Annotated in this window: 25 protein-coding genes and 1 tRNA gene; 9 read left to right on the forward strand and 17 right to left on the reverse strand. The window is 36.2% G+C overall.

The window, feature by feature from the left end:
• Window positions 1-83 precede the first annotated feature (83 nt).
• On the forward strand, window positions 84-782 hold the full coding sequence (locus BEN71_RS03660; protein ID WP_068973102.1) for an XAC2610-related protein: 699 nt from the start codon (window positions 84-86) through the stop codon (window positions 780-782).
• Between the two features lie 64 nt (window positions 783-846).
• Here the strand turns inward: BEN71_RS03660 and secF are convergent, their stop codons facing one another.
• The 10 genes from secF to queA all read right to left on the reverse strand — a co-directional run bounded on the left by secF (window position 847) and on the right by queA (window position 11,947).
• A complete protein-coding gene (gene secF, locus BEN71_RS03665; protein WP_086322740.1) occupies window positions 847-1,833 on the reverse strand; it encodes a protein translocase subunit SecF in 987 nt (328 codons plus the stop codon).
• A gap of 8 nt (window positions 1,834-1,841) precedes the next feature.
• On the reverse strand, window positions 1,842-3,743 hold the full coding sequence (secD, locus tag BEN71_RS03670) for a protein translocase subunit SecD (RefSeq protein ID WP_068973104.1): 1,902 nt from the start codon (window positions 3,741-3,743) through the stop codon (window positions 1,842-1,844).
• 54 nt (window positions 3,744-3,797) lie between these two features.
• The gene (yajC, locus tag BEN71_RS03675) at window positions 3,798-4,127 is read right to left on the reverse strand and encodes a preprotein translocase subunit YajC (RefSeq protein ID WP_068973105.1); all 330 of its coding nucleotides are present in this window, start codon (window positions 4,125-4,127) and stop codon (window positions 3,798-3,800) included.
• 134 nt (window positions 4,128-4,261) lie between these two features.
• The gene (gene tgt, locus BEN71_RS03680; protein ID WP_068973106.1) at window positions 4,262-5,392 is read right to left on the reverse strand and encodes a tRNA guanosine(34) transglycosylase Tgt; all 1,131 of its coding nucleotides are present in this window, start codon (window positions 5,390-5,392) and stop codon (window positions 4,262-4,264) included.
• Between the two features lie 341 nt (window positions 5,393-5,733).
• Entirely contained in the window at window positions 5,734-6,558 is an 825-nt protein-coding gene (locus tag BEN71_RS03685) for a hypothetical protein (RefSeq protein WP_086322741.1), read from the reverse strand.
• A gap of 360 nt (window positions 6,559-6,918) precedes the next feature.
• Entirely contained in the window at window positions 6,919-7,485 is a 567-nt protein-coding gene (locus BEN71_RS03690) for a LemA family protein (protein WP_068973107.1), read from the reverse strand.
• 50 nt (window positions 7,486-7,535) lie between these two features.
• On the reverse strand, window positions 7,536-8,561 hold the full coding sequence (locus BEN71_RS03695; RefSeq protein WP_068973108.1) for a hypothetical protein: 1,026 nt from the start codon (window positions 8,559-8,561) through the stop codon (window positions 7,536-7,538).
• A 130-nt stretch (window positions 8,562-8,691) separates the two neighbouring features.
• A complete protein-coding gene (locus tag BEN71_RS03700; RefSeq protein ID WP_068973109.1) occupies window positions 8,692-9,690 on the reverse strand; it encodes a hypothetical protein in 999 nt (332 codons plus the stop codon).
• Window positions 9,691-9,780: 90 nt separating this feature from the next.
• Window positions 9,781-10,776, reverse strand: coding sequence for a hypothetical protein (locus BEN71_RS03705; protein ID WP_068973110.1), 996 nt, complete (start codon window positions 10,774-10,776; stop codon window positions 9,781-9,783).
• Window positions 10,777-10,912: 136 nt separating this feature from the next.
• Entirely contained in the window at window positions 10,913-11,947 is a 1,035-nt protein-coding gene (gene queA / locus BEN71_RS03710) for a tRNA preQ1(34) S-adenosylmethionine ribosyltransferase-isomerase QueA (RefSeq protein WP_068973136.1), read from the reverse strand.
• 184 nt (window positions 11,948-12,131) lie between these two features.
• Between queA and BEN71_RS03715 the strand changes: the two genes are divergently transcribed.
• Together BEN71_RS03715 and BEN71_RS03720 are read left to right on the forward strand one after the other, a co-directional pair.
• A tRNA-Leu gene (locus tag BEN71_RS03715) sits at window positions 12,132-12,218 on the forward strand.
• 151 nt (window positions 12,219-12,369) lie between these two features.
• Complete coding sequence (locus tag BEN71_RS03720; protein ID WP_068973111.1) at window positions 12,370-13,623, forward strand: tyrosine-type recombinase/integrase; 1,254 nt, start codon at window positions 12,370-12,372, stop codon at window positions 13,621-13,623.
• Here BEN71_RS03720 and BEN71_RS03725 read toward each other — a convergent pair.
• Window positions 13,620-13,895, reverse strand: coding sequence for a helix-turn-helix domain-containing protein (locus tag BEN71_RS03725; protein WP_068973112.1), 276 nt, complete (start codon window positions 13,893-13,895; stop codon window positions 13,620-13,622). The genes BEN71_RS03720 and BEN71_RS03725 overlap by 4 nt on opposite strands.
• A 138-nt stretch (window positions 13,896-14,033) precedes the next feature.
• On the opposite strand from BEN71_RS03725, the gene BEN71_RS03730 reads away from it, so the two are divergent.
• From BEN71_RS03730 to BEN71_RS03745, 4 genes are all read left to right on the forward strand, one after another.
• Window positions 14,034-15,038 (forward strand): hypothetical protein, encoded by a 1,005-nt coding sequence (locus tag BEN71_RS03730; RefSeq protein ID WP_068973113.1) that lies wholly within the window; start codon window positions 14,034-14,036, stop codon window positions 15,036-15,038.
• 275 nt (window positions 15,039-15,313) lie between these two features.
• On the forward strand, window positions 15,314-17,728 hold the full coding sequence (locus tag BEN71_RS03735; protein ID WP_068973114.1) for a hypothetical protein: 2,415 nt from the start codon (window positions 15,314-15,316) through the stop codon (window positions 17,726-17,728).
• A gap of 385 nt (window positions 17,729-18,113) precedes the next feature.
• Window positions 18,114-19,016: a YagK/YfjJ domain-containing protein gene (locus BEN71_RS03740; protein WP_068973115.1), complete on the forward strand. Its 903-nt coding sequence runs from the start codon at window positions 18,114-18,116 to the stop codon at window positions 19,014-19,016.
• 91 nt (window positions 19,017-19,107) lie between these two features.
• Window positions 19,108-19,374 carry a hypothetical protein gene (locus BEN71_RS03745; protein ID WP_068973116.1) on the forward strand — a complete coding sequence of 89 codons (267 nt, stop codon included), beginning with the start codon at window positions 19,108-19,110 and terminating at the stop codon, window positions 19,372-19,374.
• Between the two features lie 87 nt (window positions 19,375-19,461).
• On the opposite strand, the gene BEN71_RS03750 is transcribed toward BEN71_RS03745, so the two are convergent.
• From BEN71_RS03750 to BEN71_RS03775, 6 genes are all read right to left on the reverse strand, one after another.
• A complete protein-coding gene (locus tag BEN71_RS03750; RefSeq protein ID WP_068973117.1) occupies window positions 19,462-20,001 on the reverse strand; it encodes a hypothetical protein in 540 nt (179 codons plus the stop codon).
• Window positions 20,002-20,106: 105 nt separating this feature from the next.
• Window positions 20,107-20,658: an Lcl C-terminal domain-containing protein gene (locus BEN71_RS03755; protein ID WP_068973118.1), complete on the reverse strand. Its 552-nt coding sequence runs from the start codon at window positions 20,656-20,658 to the stop codon at window positions 20,107-20,109.
• Window positions 20,659-20,691: 33 nt separating this feature from the next.
• The gene (locus BEN71_RS03760) at window positions 20,692-20,916 is read right to left on the reverse strand and encodes a hypothetical protein (protein ID WP_068973119.1); all 225 of its coding nucleotides are present in this window, start codon (window positions 20,914-20,916) and stop codon (window positions 20,692-20,694) included.
• Window positions 20,913-21,047 (reverse strand): hypothetical protein, encoded by a 135-nt coding sequence (locus tag BEN71_RS19420; protein WP_264757106.1) that lies wholly within the window; start codon window positions 21,045-21,047, stop codon window positions 20,913-20,915. The genes BEN71_RS03760 and BEN71_RS19420 overlap by 4 nt, the downstream gene beginning before the upstream one ends.
• A gap of 3 nt (window positions 21,048-21,050) precedes the next feature.
• Window positions 21,051-21,305 (reverse strand): hypothetical protein, encoded by a 255-nt coding sequence (locus BEN71_RS03765; RefSeq protein ID WP_068973120.1) that lies wholly within the window; start codon window positions 21,303-21,305, stop codon window positions 21,051-21,053.
• Window positions 21,306-21,854: 549 nt separating this feature from the next.
• The gene (locus BEN71_RS03775; protein WP_068973121.1) at window positions 21,855-22,862 is read right to left on the reverse strand and encodes a hypothetical protein; all 1,008 of its coding nucleotides are present in this window, start codon (window positions 22,860-22,862) and stop codon (window positions 21,855-21,857) included.
• A 113-nt stretch (window positions 22,863-22,975) separates the two neighbouring features.
• On the opposite strand from BEN71_RS03775, the gene BEN71_RS03780 reads away from it, so the two are divergent.
• Both BEN71_RS03780 and BEN71_RS03785 read left to right on the forward strand, forming a co-directional pair.
• A complete protein-coding gene (locus tag BEN71_RS03780) occupies window positions 22,976-24,037 on the forward strand; it encodes a DUF932 domain-containing protein (RefSeq protein WP_068973122.1) in 1,062 nt (353 codons plus the stop codon).
• 131 nt (window positions 24,038-24,168) lie between these two features.
• Window positions 24,169-25,221 (forward strand): YqaJ viral recombinase family nuclease, encoded by a 1,053-nt coding sequence (locus BEN71_RS03785; RefSeq protein ID WP_068973123.1) that lies wholly within the window; start codon window positions 24,169-24,171, stop codon window positions 25,219-25,221.
• The last annotated feature ends 186 nt before the right edge of the window (window positions 25,222-25,407 follow it).

Consider the following 25,407-nt stretch of genomic DNA (forward strand, 5'->3'; position numbering starts at 1 on the left):
ACCTTCGGGTGGTTTTTTATTTTCTGTCTGAGGGAAATACTTTCTGCTAAGATTATTTGCACGGTCATTTAAGAATAAAAATCATGAAAAAACCAACTCCTATATTGCATTGTCTTTCTGTGAGTATATTGATGTTTTTTGCTGAGTCAGCATACGCTCAACTCTTTGAAATTAAAAATGCTTCAAAGCTTTATGATGTAATGATTGACACTCAGTGTGAGCAGAATGAATGTGGTGGTGAGGCTGAAGTTAAATTATTAAGAAAAGGAAGTAATACAGTTTTTCAGACATTTCATACTGAGGAATTATCTTTATATTTAAGTAAACAGTTTAAACCAAGCATTCATAGCGAAATAATGAAAGATGAGCAAGGTATTTTATTTTTCGGTGATTTTAATTTTGATGGTACTGAAGATTTTGCCATTCAAAATGGCAATAATGGACCTTATGGCAGTCCTGTATATGACATTTATGTATTTAATCAAAGCAATAAAAAATTTGTATTGAGTCAAGAGCTAACGGCTTTAACTCAAGAAAATATAGGAATGTTTGAAGTTAATCATCAAAATAAGCGAATTAAAGTCATGACAAAAGATGGTTGTTGTTATCATATTTGGTCCGAATATGAGGTTATACCCAAGAAAGGCTTATTACTTGTTCGAGAATTTATTGAAGCAGTCGTGATTGCAGGAGATAAAGTTGAAGTCACAGATCGGAATTTGGTAAAAGGGAAGTGGAAAGAAAAAACAAAATATTATCCAGTTGATCAGTACTATAAATAGTCTTTCAAAAAATGTGCAATAAAAAAGCCCATCCAAAGATGAGCTATTTTATTAATACTGAATATTAGTGAGGAATATGTTCTTCATCTTCAAATTCAGGTTTTACTTGGACAATAAAGTCTTGACGGTTTAGACCACGCCATAATGCAAATGCAGTACCGATATAGATCGAAGAATATGTACCCACGAATACACCAATAAACATTGCAACCGAGAACCAGTGCAGACCATCACCACCGAGGAACATCATTGCAAGTACAACAAGTAATAATGTCATAGAGGTGTGAATCGTACGCTTTAAGGTTTCAGTTAATGCAATATTGACGATCTCTAATGGTGATGCACCACGAATCTTACGGAAGTTTTCACGGATACGGTCTGATACAACGATGTTATCGTTGAGTGAGAAGCCGATTAACGCTAAAACAGCAGCTAAAACAGTGAGGTCAAATGGCCACTGCATCATTGCAAAAATACCAATGGTCACGATAACGTCATGCAGCAATGAAAGTACAGCACCAACTGCCAGCTTAAATTCAAAGCGGATAGTCACGTAGATCAGCATGAGCAACATCGCAAGCGCTACAGCACCCGCAGAACGTAAATACAGCTCATTTCCCACTTGACCACCGACAGAGTCCACTTTATGAACGACAGCAGGGTTGTTGGGTAATTGAACCGCTTTGGTTAGTGAGTTACTTAAGTCTTCAACTTTTAGATCTTGCGCAGGCATACGTACGATCAAATCTTTGTTTGAGCCCAAAGTTTGCACCACAGCGTCTTTGAAACCTGCTTTGTCTAAAGTTTCAATCACATCATTTGGTTTCGCTGCATGTTGATAATTCAACTCAGCAGATACACCACCTGTAAAGTCTAAACCGAGATTCAAACCTTTGGTTGCAATAAAGAAGATACTTGCAATGGTCAAAAGAATAGAGATGATTGCCGCTGGTTTGGCAATCTTCATGAAATTAATTACACGCTCATCATCTGGACGACCATATTTTTTTGCAGGCGTATCTATTTTTGGTTGAGTCACATCAGTCATCATAGATCTCCTTATATGCTCAACTTCTTCAAGTTACGTTTTTTGCCATAAATCAATTGGACAATTGCACGTGTTACTGTAATCGCAGTAAACATCGAGCAGACAATACCAATCATGAGTGTTACAGCAAAGCCTTTAATCGGACCAGTACCAATCGCGAACAAGATAAACGCAACCAAGAATGTGGTTAAGTTGGAGTCGAGAATGGTGTTATATGCTCGATCATAACCAGCAATAATGGCTTGTTTGGGTGATGCACCCCAACGCATTTCTTCCCGTATTCGCTCACAGATCAAGACGTTGGCATCGACAGCCATACCAATGGTAATGACGATACCTGCGATACCTGGAAGGGTAAGCGAAGCACCGATCCAAGACATGATGGTGAGGAGCATTGCCAAGTTAATCACCAAGGCAACATCGGCGATTAAACCAAATAAACGGAAGAAAACAATCATCCAAATGGCAACAAGGAGGAAACCAACTTGAGTTGATAAAACACCTTTATCAATATTCTCTTGACCTAAACTCGGACCAACCACACGTTCTTCAACGAAGTACATCGGCGCAGCCAAAGCACCAGCACGAAGCATTAGCGCAAGTTCAGCCGCTTCTTGTGGAGAATCTAAGCCAGTGATACGGAATTGTGAACCAAGTACAGCTTGAATGTTTGCCGCATTGATCACCACAGATTCAGTATAAGGTGTACGAACTTCTGTCATCGCACCTGTTACAGGATCTGGAACAGAGCTAATTTTTTGTTTATTTTCAATAAACAAAACAGCCATACGCTTGCCCACAGCAGTACGTGTCGCATCAGACATCAACTTACCGCCAGCGGTATCTAAAGTAATATTTACTTCAGCACCACCAGTGTCTTGGCTAAAGCCACTTGATGCATTTTGAACGCGTTCACCTGTAAGAATACGGTTACGATTCAAAAGGAGTTCACGACCACTATCGAGTGATTCGTAAGCAAAAACTTCAGTTCCTGGTGGTAATGGCTGACCATTATATTTTCCAGAAAAACGGTCAATATATTGATCATTTAAATCAGAAACTAAGCGGAATTCTAAGTTTGCAGTACGACCTAAAACACGTTTTGCTTCAGCAGTATCTTGCACACCTGGAAGTTCAACGACAATACGGTTGCTGCCTTGGCTCTGTACTAGTGCTTCAGCAACACCTAACTCGTTAATACGGTTACGTAAAGTTGTTAAGTTTTGGTCAAGTGCGTAGGATTGAATTTCTTGCTTTGTTGCATCGTTATAAGTCAACTTCAGTGTTGAACCTGTATCAGTTGCTAAAGCTTGTTGCGTAAATTTATTGCCATCACGACGTAAGAAATCCATGACGGTTGCACGGTCATCGTTATTGGCAAACTGAATGGTAATCGTATTGTTATTTAATGACAGACTGTTAAATTTAAGCTTATTGTCACGAAACTCACGACGTAAATCGGTTGCAGAGGTTTCCATACGTTGTGCAATGGCTTTATCCATATCTACTTCAAGTAGGAAATGAACACCACCACGTAAGTCCAAACCAAGTTTCATTGGTTTAGCACCAATTTTTTGCAACCATTCAGGCGTCGTAGGTGCAAGGTTTAATGCAACGGTATAGTTTTCACCTAAGCCTTTGCTTAAAGCCTCTTTTGCTTTTAACTGAGCTTCAGACGTACTGAGACGGAGAAGGGCAGCATTATTCGTGAAGGTATTATCATGACTGCTAATATTGTCACTTTTTAAAATTTGCTCTGCTTTTTGTATCACCGACTGATCAATTACAGTACCAGCCTTGGCACCAGAAATTTGAACAGCAGGCTCATCAGGATACAAACTCGGCAGCGCGTATAATGTACTGATGACTAGTACAACTAGAATCAGTATATATTTCCATGCAGGGTAACGCATTCGCTTTCTTCTTAAAATGAAAAAGTCGTGCTAATTTGCACGACCGTTTTATGATTAAAGGTTATTTAATGTGCCTTCAGGCAGAACTGAAATGACACTCGCACGTTGAATTTTTACTTCATTTCCTTTATTCAATTCAACTACTGCAAAGTCACCTTCGATTTTTAGGATACGACCCATTAAACCACCTGCAAATACGATTTCGCTACCCACACCTAAGCTTTCAATTAAAGTGCGGTGTTCTTTTGCACGTTTTGCTTGAGGGCGCCAGATGAGGAAATAGAAGATTGCGATAAATACAGCAATCATCAATAAGTTTGCCATCATGCCTGGGCCTTGTGCAGGTGCTGCAGCAGCGTGAGCAGAAGAAATAAATAAGCTCATTTCAGTTTCCTAAAAGTTAAAAAATTCTACCATTTGCATGGTTTTTAAATTGAGTTGTTCTGCAATTTACCTTGTCTTGGGTTTCAGCGCAAATACTGTTGAATGAATATTCGATTCAACTTTATATTGGGGCATTAATCCTCAGGACAAGGTGGAACGTCTAAACCGCGACGTTGATAAAAATCCGCCACGTATTCATCAAATGTTCCATTATCCAAAGCATCACGAATATCTTGGGTAAAACGTTGGTAATAGCGTAAGTTATGGATTGTTCCCAACATTGAGCCGAGCATTTCGCCACATTTCTCTAAGTGGAATAAATATGCACGCGTAAAGTTGGTACAGGTATAACAGTCACAATGTGGGTCAAGTGGGCTTTGATCATGACGATATTGGCTATTACGAATACGCACTAATCCATCTGTAACAAAATAATGACCATTACGAGCATTACGTGTTGGCATTACGCAGTCGAACATATCCACACCACGACGAATCGCTTCCACGATGTCCTCTGGTTTACCTACACCCATCAAGTAACGAGGTTTATCTGCTGGCATTTTCGCAGGAAGGTAATCGAGTACTTTGATCATTTCCTCTTTAGGTTCACCAACCGATAAACCACCAATTGCAAAACCATCAAAATCAATTTCTTTTAAACCATTCAAAGATTCTTCACGGAGGTCTTCGTACATCCCACCTTGAATAATCCCAAATAAAGCATTTCTATTTTTTAACACATCATGGTGCTGGGTCTTACAACGTTTCGCCCAACGCAATGAAAGTTGAAGAGATTTTTGTGCTTCTTCATGCGTTGCTGGATAAGGCGTGCATTCATCAAAAATCATCACAATATCTGAGTTCAATGTATGTTGAATATCCATTGAAATTTCAGGTGATAAGAATACTTTTGAACCATCAATCGGAGAGCGGAAAGTAACACCTTCTTCTTTGATCTTACGCATTGCACCCAAGCTAAATACTTGGAAACCGCCTGAATCAGTCAGAATCGGTTTACCCCATTTCATAAACTCATGCAAACCGCCGTGTTCGCGGATCACATCTAAGCCTGGGCGCAAGTAAAGATGGAACGTATTCCCTAAAATAATCTGTGCTTTGATATCTTCAATATCACGTGGAAGCATACCTTTGACAGTACCGTAAGTCCCAACAGGCATGAACACAGGTGTTTCAATAACACCATGTTCTAAAGTTAAACGACCACGACGGGCACGCCCCGACTGACCTAATTTTTCAAACTTCATAGATGACCTAAAATCTGGCGAAAAGACAGTTCGCTGATTGATTGCTGCAAAAGGAGACTATTTTCCCTGATTTTAGGGTTGAATACCAGTTTTCTTCTTGATCATTTGTATTAAGTCAGTGATGGCAATGGTTTGAAATTTAACCAAAGCTGATTTTCTCAATGTAGATGAATTAGAGGTGCATGTCATTCAGAATGTGAATGGTGGTTTAAGGTCATTTTTTTTGAAGTAACATTTAACCTATAAAAATTGCCATACTTTATAAATCGACTGAGTACTTCATCTTCTTTTGAAATTCGCTACTATTTTATTTGAGCTGTGTTCACATTTTTATTGTGTACTTATACGGTATAAAAATAATTAATCCTATCGAGTATTTCAGCTTTGTCTAGTGCAAGGGTTGGATCATTCATCGCTGCAATATTTTTAACCAGATCTTGAATATGGGTGTGAAGATCTGAAAATTTAGGTTCAAGTGTTAGAAGATAGGCTTGATGTGCAACGCTTAGAGAATCATAAGGTTCAAAGAGATTTACAAGCTGTGCAAGGTTAATGAGCTCATCTTTGTCGATTTGTCTGAGCTTTATTGATTTGATGGCAGGGTTTTCTTTTGAAATACGTATATGTGCCATAAATTCAAAAAGTAACGAACTGGACGGATTGAGCTGTTGGGCTGTGTCTAAGATGATATTTTTTTGAATAGGTGAATGAATAAGGAATAGTATACGACTTAGATCTAAATTATAAATTTTAGTGATAAATGAGATCGCCTGTTGATAGATTGAGATGAGTGAATCTAATTGTGTAAGATGAACTTGATCTGGAAAAACATGTTCAAATAAGTGCGTGATGAGCTGATCAGGGTGTATTTCTACTGCATGTGCAGATGTTGAGCTAAATTGATGTGGTGAATTATTTTTTTGACGATACTTCCACTGATTAAATGACCATTTATCTTTCTCCAGTAGATATTGATATTTGTTTTCAGTTTCATCAAAAATACTTGTTTCAGTTGAGATAAGGAAAGATTGGATGATAAAGGATTCATCAACTTCAATGACAAAGGCATATATATTTTGCTTTTTATATCGATAATAGAAGGCTTGAAAAGCATCAATAATATTGGTCTTGATTTGTTGTTCTTGTTCAAGTAGTTGATTACTCATAATATCTCTTTTGTATTTTATTCGTTAATGTTTTATAACCAAAGCTTATATGAATTAGATAAGCTTTGTTGTTTATTACAACCATATTGATGCTGCAAATATAAAAAATATCTTGGTTATATTATTTAGATTTACTAAACAATATTCTAATTCTTTTTATCATGACATCAAGGTCTAAAGACATTGTATTGTTCACACGTAATTTAAAAATCAGCTTTAATTGAAATTTTTAATTATTTTATATCAGCTATACAATTGATTGCATTTTTATTTCAAGAAAAAGATAAAAAAGCCTTCTTTATATATAAGTGAGAAGGCTGTGTATCTTGTATTGATTTTTATTGTGCTCAATTCTGAAAATTAAAAATTCGGTTTGTAATCGAAGTTTTGCGTTACAACATTGTCCGAAAATGGGCGGATTGGTTGTTTTGCTAAAGTCATGGTGTTGATCATATTATTCGGGAAAATTTGGATAATATTATTAAACTCTTCCACATTGCGGTTAAAGATCGTGATCGCAGCACCGACATTTTCATTTTGTTCTTGGATGTCATCCATCATCTTGGCATAAAGTGTATCCGCTTTCAGTTCAGGATAGTTTTCCACCACTACATTTAAACTTTTCATCAAATCTTGGTTGAGCTTTTCCACATGTTGCAACTGTGAAACATCCGTATTTTTCAGATTCAAGTTTAAAATTTGTTGACGCAGTTCAGTGACTTTTTCAAGCGTTGATTTTTCAAATTGGGTGTATTGCGCCAAAGTCTGTTCTAAAGTTTCTAGTGTTTTTACTTTCTGGCGTTCAAAATTGGCAACTTCTGCCCACGCACGTTGGGTGGCATTGAAATAACGTACAATGTTATTTCTGACCATGATTGCCCAAATCGCAATAATGACAAAAATCCCAATAAATATGATTAGACCCATTCTGATTATTCCTTATGATTTATAAAACGGATAACGTCTGAAACTGAATTTTATGCGATTAAGTTTAACATGCACTGTTTGAATTTTTCATATTCAGGCATGGTTAAAGTGCGTAAATGTCCTCGAAGTGCGGAAATATCTTGAATTTTCTGCTTTCTTCGCATGATCCTAAACAAGTTTTGATCTCCGATATAGCACAGCATATTTTCTTCATAATGATAAACAACATCACCCGAATATTGTTGGAAAAAATCACTTAGTTTTAGTGTGATGCTTGGGCTGATGGTACGTGCCAATTGGTGTTGATCATAGCCAAAAATATGTAGGTTTTGATTGACCATGATGTCCGCAGTTTTCCATGTCTGTGTATAGGGCGGAATAAATTCATCATGCTTATTGCTGGCAGCGAAACCGAGTGCAGGCATTTGAAAGATAAACGCGCCCCATTGATCTTTGTGTAATTCAGTGATTTTCTGCTTTTCACCTTGCGTATTTGGGAGTGAAAACTCATCGACATAGTGGTAATGAAACAGCATGACATGATGTTCTTGCTCTCCATCAAACCAAGTTGTTGAGGCGAATCGTTCGATTTCGTTAGAGACATTGCCTTGTGAAAATAACGGAAAATTTTGTTTCAAACGACTCATTACGAGCATTGAATTGCTTGTTGCTGAAATATGATTTGGCGTTTTATTAAAATGTAGGTCATAACGTAACAGCATGATGCGTTGTTCAAGAAAATCAATCACTTCATCGATTGGATCGCTTTCCTCATAAATTAAATAAGCAACAAAGCAACACAGACATCCAGCCAAAAAGGTCAATGGATAGGGGAAGTAATGATGGATCACCCAACCAAAAATGATAATGCCGATCCCGCTGATAAAAAGAAAACGAGGAATGACATTGTAAAAAAATAGATCTTTACTTTCGCCCCACGGATGTAAGCCATCTAAAATATCTTGTGCAGACTGAGCTTGTTGTCCGATTTCCCACAGTCGCGCGATATTACGCATCACGTGTTGATTTTTTTTCGTTCGGATATGAAGCAATCGTTCAACTGTTTCTATGGGCATATCAGCAGGTCATTATTCAAAATTGAAGCAAGTTTAAAAGGTATTTTCCTTAATGAATTATGCGTTAATTTTTTGTTCGGAACAAAGTAAATTATTCATCATAAAGATTTTATTTGAGTCTAGCTTTGATTCATTGAGATTGAATTTCTTTTAAAATGGTGAACATGGATTGTCGCAGTTGCTCGTACTCAGGCATTGTTGTTGTTTCGAGTTGAGTGACGAGGTCATGTACTGTATCAATTCGATCAAATTCCATTTGTGCTTTTATAACATCCTTATTGAATAGCCAACATAGCGATGGGCGATCGGCTTGAATATAAAAATCACCCTTAAAATATTCCATAGCTTGATCAAGCATGAGCACATGTGTCGGTGTGAAAAATTTTGCCAATTGCATTTCATTGGTACCGCTCAGTTGATAATTGTCATCAAAACGAATATCACCACTTGACCATTTAGTCCCGAGTCGACAGACTCTTTTCTGCTTTGAAGCGATGCTGATGCCTTGTGTAGGAAAGTTTTCAAGGATAATGCCCCATAAGTCATAGTGACGATATTCTGTTTTACTATCCCCATCAGAATCTTTTGTTTCAACTTCATCGACATAGTGATAGTTAAACAACATATAGGGGTATTCAATATCATTTACTCGCCAAAGACCATAAATACAATTGCGAATCTCATTTTCATGGTCACCTAAATCAAATAGGGGAAAGTTATAAGGAGACTCAATGATTTGGTTTTCATCATTGTAATTAAAGTTAAGTTGATATTTTTCTTCGAGATTGCGCTGTTGTATATAGCCAATCATTTGATCTAAAGCTTTGGTTGAGGTTCTTTTGTAGAAGGCAAATGCAATGCTTAAAATAGTCGCGAGAAGAAAAATAGGATGAAAGGCAATCGCCAGTAAAACACAGCAAATTCCGATGCTGATAAATAGCCAAAAAGTATAGTTTTGAATGCTTAAACTTGGATCATCTTTCCAATTTTTTAACTGTTCGAGTTGTTGTGTAAAGCTTTGATTTGAGTTGAGTATATTATTAATTAAATTGATATTATTTTGAGTTTGACCATTATTTTCATGTTGTTGACCAAATGCATTTTGAATTTTTGTTATGAGATCATTCATCGGTATTCATTATTTTATCGAGATGCTATTTTGTGATTTTAACGACAAAATGTATTTAAAAGCAAAATATCGTTCTTATTCATTTCGCATTTACTGTAGTTCAGTGATTAACTTTTGCATGGTATTGGTGAGTTTTTCAAGGTTAGGCATTTGTATCAATTCTAATTGTTCTGCAAACTCAGTGACGGTTGATGGATAAAGTTGTTTGTTTTCACAATGGAAAATATTTTCTTCAAAGAGCCAGCATAAAGTCGATGTTTGCGGGTCGATATAAAAATCACCCTGATACGCTTTTAACGCAGTTTCTAGATGTAAGAGATTGGAGGGTTTAAAGAATTTAGCGAGCCAAATTTCAGAAAAACCGCTGAGTTGATAGCGCTGATCAAAATGAATATCGCCACTTGACCATTTGATTCCAAGACGACAATTTTTCTTTTGATTTGTTGAAATACTTACACCACGTGCAGGAAAGTTTTTGATCATAATTCCAAATAAATCAAAAGAATATGCTTTGCGTTCTAATGTACCTTTATCATTGAGCTTGGTCGTGGTTTTGAGATAATGGTAATTAAAAATCATGAATGGAAATGTCTGATCTTCAATGCACCATTGTCCATACATTTTATTTCTAACTGTATTTTGTTGATCGCCAAGTTCAAAAAGCGGAAAAGATTCAATTGGAAATACAGGATTGGTTTGGTCGACCTGATGTTTGCGCAGGTTGTATTTATTTTGAAGATAGAAATCTTGCATAGCATGGATAAGCTCACTATTCGGGTTAGAAAACTTAATATGTGGTATGCCTAATCCTAAAAGCAGTAGAGTTAAAATGAAAAAAGTGAAATGGATTGTGAATACAGGGATTAAACTCAGTAAGGCTAAACAGAAATAAGAGAAAAAAATTAAATTTTGGTATTGTAAATTTTGCTCACCTTGCCAGTATTTTAACCGAAATAGTAACTGATGATGATCTTCAACTTGGGGTAACAATTTATTGAGTTCTTCAAGATTAAGATCAACCACATGATTATGAGCAATTTGATTGTTATAGCTTTGTTTTAACCTGCTTAATATGTTGTTAGGCATACTTATTGTCTTTTAAATGAGTGAATTAAAGTTGTTGTTTTAAAGTGCGATAGTCAGGAGTTGATGAATGCAAGTTAAATTATCAGCTGACCTTTTAAAGAAAGGGAATTCGCCAAGACAAATTCCCTTCATATTTTTAATTCGCTTTTTCAATCAGCATTGCATCGCCATAACTAAAGAAACGGTATTTGCTTTCTACAGCATGTTGATAGGCATTGAGAATATTGTCACGACTCGACAAGGCTGAAACAAGCATGAGTAGGGTAGATTCTGGTAAATGGAAGTTAGTGATCAAACGATCGACTACACAAAATTCATAGCCTGGATAGATGAAAATTTGAGTATCTCCAGTCCAAGCACCAATTTTCCCACCGCATGCTTGCGCTGCGCTTTCTGTGGCACGTGTTGCAGTTGTACCAACAGCGATGACTTTATTGCCACGTGCTTTAGTTTCAGCAATCAATTGAGCAGCTTCTTCAGTGACTTCACACCATTCGCTGTGCATGATGTGATTTTCAATATTATCGGTACGAACAGGTAAGAATGTACCTGCACCGACATGTAAAGTCACAAAGGTTTTCTTCACACCTTTTTGTTCAAGTTTTTTTAGCAAGTCTTCATCAAAGTGTAGGCTTGCAGTTGGTGCGGCAACACTGGCTAGCTTTGTTGGATCATTAAAAACAGTTTGATAACGTTCAGTATCAACTGCTTCAGCTTCACGATTGAAATATGGTGGAATTGGAAGCTGACCATAAGCATCTAGCACTTGTAAAATCGGTTGTGAAAACTCAACGATGTATAAATTTTCATGACGACCTGTCACCGTCACTTTGACTTCATCTGAACCAATGAAAAGTTCAGCGCCTGCCTTCGGTGAGTTACTGGCTTTGATATGACAATGTGCAGTGGTTTGATCAAAAATACGTTCAACTAAAACTTCAATAGCACCACCAGAAGCTCGTTTGCCTTTTAAACGTGCTTTCATGACTTTGGTGTCATTTAACACCATCAAATCACCTTCTTGGAATAGATCTAAAATATCAGTGAAATGAAGATCTTGATATGTTCCATCGGCATTTAAATGGAGTAGGCGAGAAGCGCTACGTGTTTCAAGTGGATAGCGGGCAATAAGTTCGTCTGGGAGTTCAAAATTAAAATCGGTGAGTTGCATCATGGGGAGTAAAAACTGGTATGTGAGATTTAAAAACTGTAACTAGTATAGTCTTTTTTCAAAATAATCGCTGAAATTGGTGCTTTATAATCCAAAAAAACACGATATGTTTGTATTTTAAGCAAATGTGAAAACTTGTCGTTGACAAGAAAATGAAAAACGCTATTATAGCCACACAACCTCTCCCGAGGTGGTGAAATTGGTAGACGCGGTGGACTCAAAATCCACTGTCAGCGATGACGTGTCGGTTCGAGTCCGACCCTCGGGACCACTTATTAATCAATAAGTTATAATAAAATACATTCTCTTAAATCCTTCAAATTTTGTAGACTTTTCTAAAACTGTAGCTCTTTTGTAGACAGTTGCTAATATTTCCATATCTATTCTATTATCATCAAATGTTCTGAATTGTCAGTATTTTCATGGCTACCTATAAAATTACTAAATCTTTTGTTGATAAAGTTGAGTTTGAGCAAACTGGTCAGAAAATCTATCGTGATGCTTCATTGATTGGTTTTGCTCTTCGTGTAACTCAAAAATCTAAAACATATATTGCAGAGCGACGTAAAGAAGGTAAAAACTATCGTATCGCGATTGGTAAACATTTTGAAATAACAGCGACTGAGGCTAGAAGTAAAGCTGAGTCCATACTCACACAAATTGGTACTGGCGAAGATCCTCGTAAACCCCAAAAAATTAAAAAACAAGTTCCCATTTTAATAGTGGCTTATGAGGAATATATCAATGAACGTAGCTTAAAAGGTAAAACACTCATTTCTTATAATAAGCAGATTAAAAATTATCTTGCTGATTTTCAAGATATACGACTGAGTGAAATTACCCGTCAGGATATTGTTGTCAAATTTAAGGAAATCACTAAGGTTAGTCCAGCTCAAGCAAATGCATCTATGCGTTTGCTTCGTGCTATATATACATGGGCAGAATTTACTTATACCGATGAAAATGAGCAACCTTTGCTTAAGGATAATCCGATCAAGATCCTTACGGCAAAAAAGCTTTGGAATAATATTAAAGCAAAAACATCTTATTTAGAGGAAGATGAAGCTGGTAATTTCTTTAATGCTTTATTGAATTATCAGGATGAAACGCGTTGGCACAATAAACCATACGCAAACAATGCACGAGATTTATATCTACTGATTATGCTTACAGGCATTCGATTAGATGAGGGGCAATGTCTACAATGGGATCGAGATGTAGATATGAAAAAAGGGTTGTTAATTTTTCATGATCCAAAGAATGGCGATAACCATCAATTGCCTATGGGTGATTTTTTGTTTGAAATATTCAAATTAAGATATGCTCAAAAGAGTGGTGAATGGGTTTTTCCATCTCGTCAAAATGAAGGGCAACATATAACAAATATGAGAGCAGGATTGGTTGCTTTGAATCAAAATGCGGGAACAAATATTACGACACATGATTTAAGACGAACTTATGCAACCATTGCGAATAATCTGGACTATAGTGTCGCAACGATTAAAAGATTACTAAATCATCGTGACTCTTCCAGACAGAATGATGTGACGTTACGTTATATTCAAATGTCTACAAAGAAGCTAAAACAAGCAATGAATGATATTGAAAATCAAATCTTTGAGTACTCAGGTATTGTTTTTCAGGATGTTATTAAAAAAATTAAAGCCTCAACTTAAGAGGCTTTTCTTTGATATTGGCTGGTATTTTCATATTTCTGCTTAAAAAAATCTAGCACATCGGATTTTTGGTAAAGAATGGTTCTACCGATTTTTTTGAATTTTGGACCACCACCATTACATCTCCATTGCTGTAATAATGAAAGTGAAATTCCATAGTATATGGCAATGGTTTCTTGCTCAAATTCTGTTTGTTCTTTTGCATTTGAAAAGGCATTTCTTAATGCAAGTTTTTGTTCAAAAGGTATTTCTGAAATTTTTACTTTAGCCATAAATCCTCACTATTGTTTAATGTCATGTTTGATCAGATGTATTAAAGTTTAGGTGTGACTTAAATTAAAAAGAATGGGTCTAGGTCAGTAAAAAAATGCATATTGAATATTTTTTCTAACATATTGAATTTTATAGCTATGAAAAAACTGAAAATTGAAGATTTTAATCTATTCAGTGATGAACTGTATTTACAAGCAATCGTGTCTTTGCAATTGGATGAGTTTAAGAGAGATGGTCAGATGCTGGAGGAAGTTGGAAGTAGCAGGAACAATCAGAGTTTAGGCTTATCAGTCCAAGAAAAAGAACAATTATTAGAGATACTAGAGGGATTGGGGGAAGCAAATTGTAATATTGGGTTTTGGAAAAATGCGCCATGTTTTAAAGGTGATGAACCTATTGTTTTTAATAATGAATATACTGCAAGGAAAATCTTATTATTAATTAATCAGGTCGATTCGCTAATTGATAATTTTCAGAATTTAAGCGCAGATTTTCTCCAAAAAGAATATCGGTTAATGATTCAGACTCTTGTTGAAATGTTAACACCAATAAATCTCGTATCGTATTCGTTAATACACTTTCGGATATTGAGAAAAAGAATCCAAGGGCATGTGGCTGTGAATAAGCGTCATGAAGTTAAGCATAAGATTTTTTTTGATATTTTACTAAAGCGTGTCGAAAATAATGGTAAATGGAACAGTGTTAGTATAGCTGTTCAAGATGTAAAGGATGAAGTGCTTGAAAAGTTTGAGGAAATAGATAAGCAATATATTGAGAAACAAATAAAAGAGGTTGAAGAGCAAATTAATATTTTGATTATAAAAGAAAATGACCTTAAGCAGACTTTGGAGAGTATACAAGCAAGGAAGAACCTGAATATCCAAAGCAAAGTGATGGATGAAACTCTGAATGAAACTGAAGAAAGATTAAATGAATTAGATGAAGAATTACATCATTTGAAAATACAAATTACTAAATACATTGATGCAAAAAACGGGCGCTACCCCTTTACAGGTTTAGGGAGGGAGTTGCTATTCAATACAGATGATATTGAATCTTCACTAATAAACTGCCTCAGAAATAATAAAGAAATTAGAGATCAGGTGATTGTTGAGCGAGCGAATACTAAGTCGAAAGAGTAGCAATTTGCATATTTAAGCCATTCATAAAACATCATAATTATTTTACAAAAATCCGCTTTATAAAGCGGATTTTTTATGCATATTATTTTAAATAAATTTGGAATAGTAGTAATAAAGTATCATGAATAATAGCTATAAAAAAATGAACTTTTCATACTCTATATTGCTAAATTACTAGGTTTTACGTTATTAGATATGCTAAATATTAACGCTATTATAAATAGTAAAATTCGATTTAAAACAATATATATTAATATTTAATGGAGGTAATTTTTGTGGCTACACAACTATACATAGTGAGTCCTCAAGATGTATTCAGCTATCTAAAAACTTGCCTGTATACTGAATCAATAGTTGAGGTACGTAGGGCTGGTAAAGAAATACGAAGTGGTATTTTCTATGAAACAGTACGTATGATCGAAAAACTAGAAGAAGGCTTAGCAAAGATTGAAGACAATATCATTTCAAATCAGATCGCGTATGAAGATAGTGACGATGACGCAAAAGAAGTGATTATTCGTTTTCTAAATCAATTGCGCTTGGACAAAGAACTTATTGGGTATGCTGAAAAAGCGAATGCTAGATTTAGTATCCGAGTTAGCCTGTTTTTTAGAGTCGTTGCTGATGAGTTTCAAGTTTTCTATATTGATGGTGATGATTGGACGAAGTATGATCTTCCCCTTGAGCAAATTTTTGCATGTATTGCTAAGTATCGCTACGAATTAAAATCACGATATAAGATAAACAAGGATGAATTACTCGAGTGTAATCAGCGACATATTAGCTTTGTAAAAATATTTAATAAAATAATTAAAAGAGCGAAAAAAGTTTATGTTTTAAATTTAATGATTGAAATATCACCAAATTTTTTAATTGGTCAATCATTGTGGGATAAAAAAGCAGTAGAGGATGTATTAGATGCTTTGGGGTGGAGTTATAAGGAAATTGTTACGCAACTTTATGGATATGCTCATTTTGTCAATACATTCATGGGCGTTAATGAAAGCCTGAATTTTCATCTCGTGTTTATTTTAAAACATGATGTTGTTTTTGATTCTAAGGAGGTTGCTGAACAGATTAAGAGAATTCTTAATCAGCACTTGAATAAGCGGAATGATTATAACCCATTAAATAAATATGAAATAACAGTTAAAAACTTGAATGAGCGTATAAAGCACCAATTTAAACAAAGGGCTGTTACTGATGTATTGGGATGTAGACCCCAAAAAAAACTAGAAGATTTTAATTTTTGGTATTTATATTTATTTACATATTCAACGTTTTTCATTTCAACAGATCGGGAGAAATTCAAGTATACATCCTTTGATATTTATGACCTTGGGTATAAAATTTCAGGGTTGTTCTATGAAATTAAAAAGCCTGGTCCTGAATACAGACCTGCATATAGCAAAGAACCTATTAAAGAATCTAGTCTTATATCGCTGTATGGTGAGTTGGAAGGGGATAGAGCTTGGGCAAAAGCGCTTTATCGGCTAGATAATAAAAAAGAGTATTTGGGGCTTTGTCACATTTATGACGAGCAAAAACATTTTTTTCAGTTTGAGAGAAATTCAAGTGAACGTCTTAAGTATTTGGAATTGTTTATTCAATATTTAAAGCAGGAAAAAATTCCAGCAATAAGTAACATAGATAAGGAACTTGAACATATTATTCGGTTTCCTGAAAGGAATCTGTCATTAAGTGAAAAACTTGCTTTGATTGTATTGCTCGATCATGAGCTAAATCAGAGCAATAAAGATAATTTGGCTAAAATACTTAAATCTACACTTAGTCCTAATATTGAAGTGTTTTTGAAAGAATTTAAAAATGATCGAAATGTTAATAAATTATTGAGTTACGAAGTTTTTTCATTTGCTTTTTATAGACATTTACATAAATTCATCTGTGATTTTAAAAATAAATTACATGAATGTGATATTGCGATAGAGCAAGTAAAAAGGTCAGCCAAGAGAGAAAAAAATGATAAATCTATAAATCAGTATTTGCGCTACCAGTTTAAGCAGAATGTTGATGTTTATCGGTTCAAAATGACTTGCAAGATTGACATCCAAGAAATACCTGAGGCTTTACTGATAACAGTCTTTAGCGAGATATGGACAACATTCATAAAGGATGTGAAAAGAAAGCCCAATATTATTGGTCAACTTCTTGTAGCACATGTTGGGGTGTATGTCTCTTTGATAGAGCCTATCATAGACGTTACATTGATCTTTAACTCTGAAAATATTGGTGATTTAGAATTTAGTACACCTGATAAGATTAATGAGACTTGGAGAAATTATTTAACGGAAGAAACAAAATCCCAATTAATCCGTAAACTTCAAAAAAGAGAGATCAACATAAATCAGGCAGAAAACACGGTGGCAGTTGATTATGAAGGCTTACTCAATAATTTGATTCTCGAATCAACTGAAATACCTCTAGTTATGGAAAAGAGAAATCGTCAAGGTGATTACTCATTGTGTGATTATAAAGATAAAAAATATAAACTTAAGTTTATTAGATTGCTTGCAAAATATTATTCAAATTATAGCCTTATGAAACGAGGTTCGATAAAAGGAAGTGAAAAAAATTTGAATTTATTGCTTAAAGGACGATTAATTCAACCTATACAGCAGAATATTCCAAAGCGGATTAAACCCGTAATTGATGAGAGCGAAGATAGTTAAAAGTGACTTAATTCACGCTTCCATATCCTCTATAAAAATAATGAATTCTGTAAAGTTTTTACTATTTGCTATAGAAGTATAAATTATGAACAGGATGAGATAGCTTTGATCTAGTTCATTCTTAAAACAAGTAGGATATGTATATAATCTATTATTATCTAATCTATTATTGATAATTATCTATATCTAATATTAAATCATATCAATCATTTAAGGTACTAATCTACTTACTACGTTCACTTAACCCATAAAGTATTTAGATCAATCAATAACCTTCATCATCGAAGAAATGATGAAGGTATTTTTATTATAAAAATATCAAACCCTAAATTAAAAAAATACAGATCAGTCACTCCTATGTAATTTACTTACCTAGGACACAAACATGACTGAAGCACAAACATTACTTGCCATTGAAAACTTCATGAAACGAGTGATTAAACCAAATTATTATTGGCGTGATTTTGAAGAAGACTTTGATGAACTGCTCCATGATGCGGATGCAATCTATAATCCTCGCTACCAATACGCATCTTTGGTACAGGCTTACTTTGATTTATTGCCTGAGCGATTGAAATATAGAAAACGTAACCTATTTGATAGCTGTCATGAATTTGGAGAATACCAATTTGACCTTCAAGATCAACATGAAGATTCTATTCGTAGCTTGAGACAAAAAAACAAACGTAATCAAAAAAACTTAGAAAAGTATTTTTTAAAATTAATTCAATGCCATTGCAAGCTTTTGTTGGTAAGAGTTGATTTGCACTATTCCACAGATGTTTGTCCAAGCATAAAACAATTTGATCAAGATATTAAAAAGTTAGTTAAACGAATTCAGGACAAGGATACGATCTTTAATGGGCAGGTAGGGTATGCGTATAGGCTTGAACAAGGCGGAAAGAGTAGAGCTTACCACTGCCATTTACTGGTGATCTACAATGGCTCTAAACGTTATAGGGATAGTCATCTAGCACAAGAGATTGGGACACTATGGCAAGATAGAATAACCAGTGGTGACGGAGCATATTACATTTGTAATACTGCTAAGAATAAACGCGAATATCAGCAGGCAGGTAGGCTAGGTATAGGAATGATTGAACGAGGTGATGCTAGAGCGGAATATAATGCATTAATGGCGATAGGCTATTTGGCTACACCTGAAAAAGACAATCAGTACTTAAGAGGTAAGTTATCAGGTATGCGAGAGTTTGGGAAGGGACAGGTTAAGAAAGATCAGCGTAGACGTAGAAGTCGATCCCAAAAAATTATAGCGATACATCATTAACATGAAGATTGAATGTTCCTTTTCATCTTTGCATTCAAAACCATAGGCTTATCCATCGGTAAGCCTTTTTTCATTTTATCAGGTATATTCTATGATTCTTACATGCCCATACTGCAATTCTGAAAACGTTACACGTGAATCGACACAGGCAACCAGTAATAACAACTTGTCATCAATGGCGGGTGCAGGGATTGGCGCAAGCATCTCTAAACATTTGCCGACACCATTTTCACCACTGTTAGGTGGATTAGCAGGAGCGATGATTGGTGGTTTGATTGATAGCTTTGTACAGCCGTCACAACCAAAACAGACGGTTAGATATTTCCACTGTCACCATTGCCAACAGAATTTCCAGTAAGAATAATTGCCTAGGCGATTGTGATTGTTGAGGTGTTAAAAAATAAGGGAGTTAGTTCCCTTATTTTTTGGTTTAAATCCTTGTATTTTATAAACCGTAATTGCATCCTTCACTCGGTGTTGAATATTCTTCATCCCAACCCAATGAAAACACAGGGCGATTCATTGATGTAGCTTTGTTCTTTTTGACATATTCAGAACTCATTTGGACATTGAGATTGTGAAGACTTCCATCCATAACACGAAATGAATAGGTTGAATTATATTGAGTGTCTAGGATATCAAAACATCCTTCTTTAAGTTTTCCTATCGCTGTCTTCAATGTATCTTTACCAATGGTAATGGTTTGACCACGTGTTTTGATGGAGGTGGTAGATGGTTTGTTATTCATTTGAGATATACCAAACTTACTTAAGCCCCGTTGACCATAACTGGCACTAATTGAGTAATTCGGTTTTTCCCAATAACTATAAGTTGTATTCCCACTGGTTGGTTTGCCTAATTTGGCGATCAAGGTGGTTTGATTGTCTTTAGGGGTAATTTGCTTGCCTGCAAAAGTAATCACTGGTTCACTTGCAATCGTCAACGTAGATACAGCCAATAATGCGACACATAGAAGTTTTTTCATTTATTTTTTTCCTTGAATTTAGAGTGATATGTATAAGCTGTAGAACAAAAAAAGCTTCACACATCAAAGTATTCAGTTTATAAAAAGATCGGGTTGAGAGAATGACTATCTGCGTACCAAACGCATGGGGAGGTCACGTGTTAAATAACTTTTTTGTCCAAATGCCGTTTCGTATGCCCAATACCATTCCATCTTATCGTACTGAAAATACTTTAAATTTTGAGCTTCACGCTTATCTGGAACAAAGATGGTGCTACTTCTTAACGTATCCTTGGGGTCATAGCGTTCAGGGTTAGGTGGAAAAATCGTGGTGTTGATTGCGGGTTGCCAGCATTCGCTATCCAGTGATAGCAACTCATCAATGCTTGGTAAACGCCAGTTTGGTGCATATTGACTGATATATGACTTGGCACTTGAATTGGAGAAATCGAGTATTTCACCAGTACAAGCACGACCATTCCATTGTTCCCCAGCAAGACAGCGTTGCCAAATTAAACCTGTTTTCAGATCTTTGACTTCTCGCCCTGCGTTTAAAAGCTGATAACGGCTATTTGGGGTAATTGAAGGTTGTTTACTATCACACTCTTGAGCGAAAACAGAACTGCTCAAGAATAGACTGCTAAGTAATAAGGGCTGAACGATGTAGATTTTGATCATTTGAATTATCCAAAGGTTTTAAGTGAAAATGAATCATCTCGAACGCAGTGTTAATGCACCAATGAATAGCAAGATCAGAACTCCACCAATAAATTTACCCACTGATGGAAAAAGCATTGCTGGCCAAACTAAGCCTTGACCGATATTGAACATAAACGGCTTATAGCTATATTGCCCCCAAAAATGTTGATAGACTGCGAAGAAGAAACCAATGGTCAGATAGCCACCAATTAAAGCTGTTTTAATACTTGAATTCATTTTTTACCCCCACCTACAGCAAAGTTAACCAGTAACATAAATAGACCCAGTAAAATCATAAAACCAATAAAGGGTAAGCCTAGAAATGCTACGATGATGATGACAACGATAATGCCTGCAATGACACGCATGACTTATTCCCTCATACACTGAAGACTGCTTTGTACCATGTCGTTTTGGAAGGACTCGGTTTGGCTCAGGGTGTAGAGGTTATTTTTGAAACCATCTTCCCCATATTTGCCTTCAAGTTTTTTATAGACGCATTTACAGACAGAGCGTTCCATACCTGTAGACTGACATCCTCCGAGAAATTCTCGTTCAGCCTGACTGGCACAGCCCAGTATCATGAGTGAACAACCCATGATTAAAATAGATGTGTGAATTTTCATCATTACCCCTAATTTATTGTTTTTGCTTATTTAAGAGTTGATCATCTCAACGGTAGTTCGAATTAAAAAGACAAAGGTGTCCTATTCCAAGGACAAGTAAGTCTTAGATTGAATGTCTGTTGAATGAAAAACTAAGTGCTATGCCAAATGCAGGGCAACAAACTTATAGGGCTTTAGAGAAAAGAGTAAAGAAAGATAATGCTTAGTCATGGTAATGACTCCTTTGGGTATAAAGAAGTTTCACCAGATTACTGTCAAATAATGGTGGCGAAACGAAAAGGGGTTGACAGACTGATACCCAAAAAGATCAGCACACCCGAAGGTGTCCCCCTCCCGTTCCACCGCAGAGGGGGAGACGCAGGGTAGCCCACCAAAAAGTGAAACTTTTTAGCGTGCTTTGGGTAAACGGTCTGTCAAAACCGACTGACAATGTAGGTCAGCAGGCAAAGGATAATCTGACGGTAGGGCTTAGTCAATGCCACATTTCAAAAGTGGGAAGCACTTTTTGAAGAATGGAATTGTATTAAGTACCTAATTAATTTACATGAATTAAGATGAAATAATGATAGTTGATTTTTTATTAAGCTTAAATGTAAGCAACTTAATATTGAGTCGCTTTAACGTATCTTGTAGATCTTGAGCCAACTCTTGATCATAAGGTAGTACAAGAGTTCTTTGGCATTCATTGGATACGCCATGAACCATTAATTGACCTATAGCAGTATATATATTAGTACGGTTTGAGTTTGTTTTGACTTCATATACTTCAACAAGGTTATTATCAATGGCAACCCCTAGATCAATATACAAATTTTTCACCAAATGGCTTTTATCTGGAAGTGAATTTGCACTGCGCCATTTATAAACCGCATCGACAATTTCTCCATGCCTTGAAATATAATCAATTTCTTCTGAACGCTTTCCTTGGCGTTGCCCATGTGATTCTGAATAGAAATCAGAAAATTCTTTTTTCTTTTTTTGAAATTCTGGTGATGTTAATTCACCATCACGTACCGCTTGTTTGAAATTTGCAATATTGTTGATATAGAAGATAGCAGGTTGAGTAACGGCTATACCTTGAACAGGCATAACCACGATTCCTTCTTTAACATTACCTAATGAATCTAAAACTTCAATAGGTTGCTGATTACTCCATGCTAAAAATGCTTCTTTACCAACGCCTTCCGTTCCACCACCGACGCGACCTGAATGCATTAAATAGACGGAACCAGTTTCACTATCACGTGCAAAGAAGCCTGCAATTCTATCATTACGACCTTTATATACCGTATTAATCTCTACTGAAATATCTAGACTTGAACTATTACTAAGTAAACCAAACCAGTTTAAACGACGTGGATTAAGAACATCCTTTCCATTATGATCTGTTGACCAGAACCAATAAGTTCCATCAGATTGCACTTGTGCATCAAATACAGTACCACCAGGATAGCCAATATTTTTTTTAATTTCTTTTTTAAAATCACGGCGAATTGAACGCTCTAAATCCTGTTGTGCTTTATTAATTTCTTCTCTTGATTCGATGAGTGTAAACATAAAGTTAATCCATAGTCTTATTGTATAATGGTGAATAATAATCACAAAAAATCAAAATAATTTCAAATATATATTACCTAAGTGAATAATCAATTTCATTGGAGTAATTTAGTATGGCACATTTAATAGAACAAATGGCATACGTTGGGCAAACCCCTTGGCATGGCTTAGGCAACCAACTTTCTCAAAACCAACCGATTGAAGTATGGGCACAACAAGCAGGCATGGATTGGCGTATTGAATCCTCCGATGTCAGCTATATGGCACAAAACGAACGTGGGCAAAGCATTATCATGCCCTATGAAGAGCAACGGGTTTTATACCGCTCAGACACCCATGCACCATTATCAGTGGTCAGTCAACGCTACCAAGAAGTTCAACCCAAACAGATTCTTGAATTCTATCGAGATTTGACTGAACAATCAGGTTTTGAATTGGAAACCGCAGGCGTTCTTAAAGGTGGCAAGAAGTTCTGGGCATTGGCGAGAACAGGACAAACTTCCTCACTCAAAGGCAAAGATGTGAGTAATGGCTACATACTCTTAGCCACCGCTTGTGATGGTACACTCGCCACCACTGCACAATTCACTTCAATCCGTGTGGTGTGTAACAATACTTTAGCTATTGCACTGAAAGGACAAAACAGTAGTACAGGCGTAGTCAAAGTACCACATAGCACCAAATTTGATGCAGATAAGATCAAACAACAGCTTGGCATTTCAATTCGTGCATGGGATGAACACAGCTATGAAATGAAACAACTGAGTCAACGCAAAGTGACCCAACAAGAAGCAGCTGCTTACTTTGATGCTGTATTTAACAATACCAATCTTAGTCAAGCAGAACAGGATGAAGGCATCATTCAGTTTTATCGCAATGTAGCGAATCAAACTGAGTCCACTAAAACTGAACTAGCCAAAACAGACTCAAGCAAAGCTGAACCGAATGGACGAGCTATGTCGAAAGTCATGACCATGTTCAATGGACATGGAAGAGGGGCAGAACTCAGTTCAGCCAAAGACACAGCCTATGGCTTACTGTGTTCCATCACCGAGTTTGCTGATCATGAACGTCGTGCCATGAGTCAAGATCACCGTCTTGATTCAGCTTGGTTCGGTGCAGGGGCAGGCTTGAAACAACGTGGTTTAGAACAAGCATTAAGGATGATTGTTTAATAGCCTAAGTAGCCCAACTGATTCAATACCACATTTTAATATTTTAAATTAATTAAGCAAATCAAAGCTGTGTCTACGGACACAGCTTTTTTTATGCCCAAATTTTAAAAAAATACCAGAGGAATACTTATATGCAATCTATTACCCCGTTAACTCCATCCCCACATCTCAATCGTGCTACACAACCTTTTATTGCCCCGAAATTCTTTACCGCCAAACGCTTAGTGAATACAAAACATATGAGCCAAGCAGAATGGCTAGAGGTTCGAAGACAAGGTATAGGCAGTAGTGATTGTGCAGCAGCGTGTGGACTCAATCCCTATATGTCGATGCTAGAACTTTGGATGATCAAAACAGGACGCATCCAACAAAACATTGAAGATGAAAGTGAAGGACATGCACCCCTATATTGGGGCAAACGTCTTGAACCTCTAGTTGCTGAATACTACAGCATGCACACCAACAACAAAGTCCGTCGCATCAATGCTGTTCTACAACATCCCGAAGCTGACAAATACTTTATGTTGGCAAACTTAGATTACTCAGTAGTCGGAAGTGATGAAGTCCAAGTCTTAGAATGCAAAACCGCAGGGGAATACGGCGCAAAACTTTGGCGAGATGGTGTGCCTTTATACGTGCTGTGCCAAGTCCAACACCAATTGGCGGTGACAGGTAAGAAAGCAGCACATATCTGTGTACTGATCTGTGGGCATGAAACCCGAATCTTTAAAGTGACCCGTTCAGAATCGGTGATCCAACATATCATCAATGCCGAACGTTACTTCTGGGAATGTGTAGAAAATGATACCCCACCTGATGCAGATGCCAGTGAATCCGCAGGCAAAGCACTACAACTACTATATCCCGAGCATATCCCACTCAGTACCACTGACTTGTCCGAGGATGAACAAGCCAATCAACAGTTTGAACAATTGCTTCAAGCGCGTAACCAAATTGAAAAGCATCAACAAAACTTTGATCAGCTTAAACATCAACTACAAGCTAAGATGCAAAATGTAGAACGAGCAACATTCACCAATGGTTCGGTGACGTGGAAAAAGTCTAAGGACTCTATCAGCTTAGATAGCAAGGCATTACTCAAACAACACCCTGAATATCTCAGGCAATTTCCACACAACAAGCAAGGCTCACGACGTTTCAATATCTACAGCAACGATGATTGAAACAAAATTAGCCTAAGCAACATAGATCTTCAGCAAAACTCAAATGACAAAAACCGCTCCCCGCCCTCTACTAAAAAGCAGAGGGCAAAACGGTCGCGGTTTTCGTTGCTAAAAATTTATTTAATTGAATTATTCATTTATGGAACTGTATCTCGTTCATATAGGACGCAATTCTGTAAAAAAATA

The organism is Acinetobacter wuhouensis (genome assembly GCF_001696605.3).
In the GTDB taxonomy this organism is placed as follows: domain Bacteria; phylum Pseudomonadota; class Gammaproteobacteria; order Pseudomonadales; family Moraxellaceae; genus Acinetobacter; species Acinetobacter wuhouensis.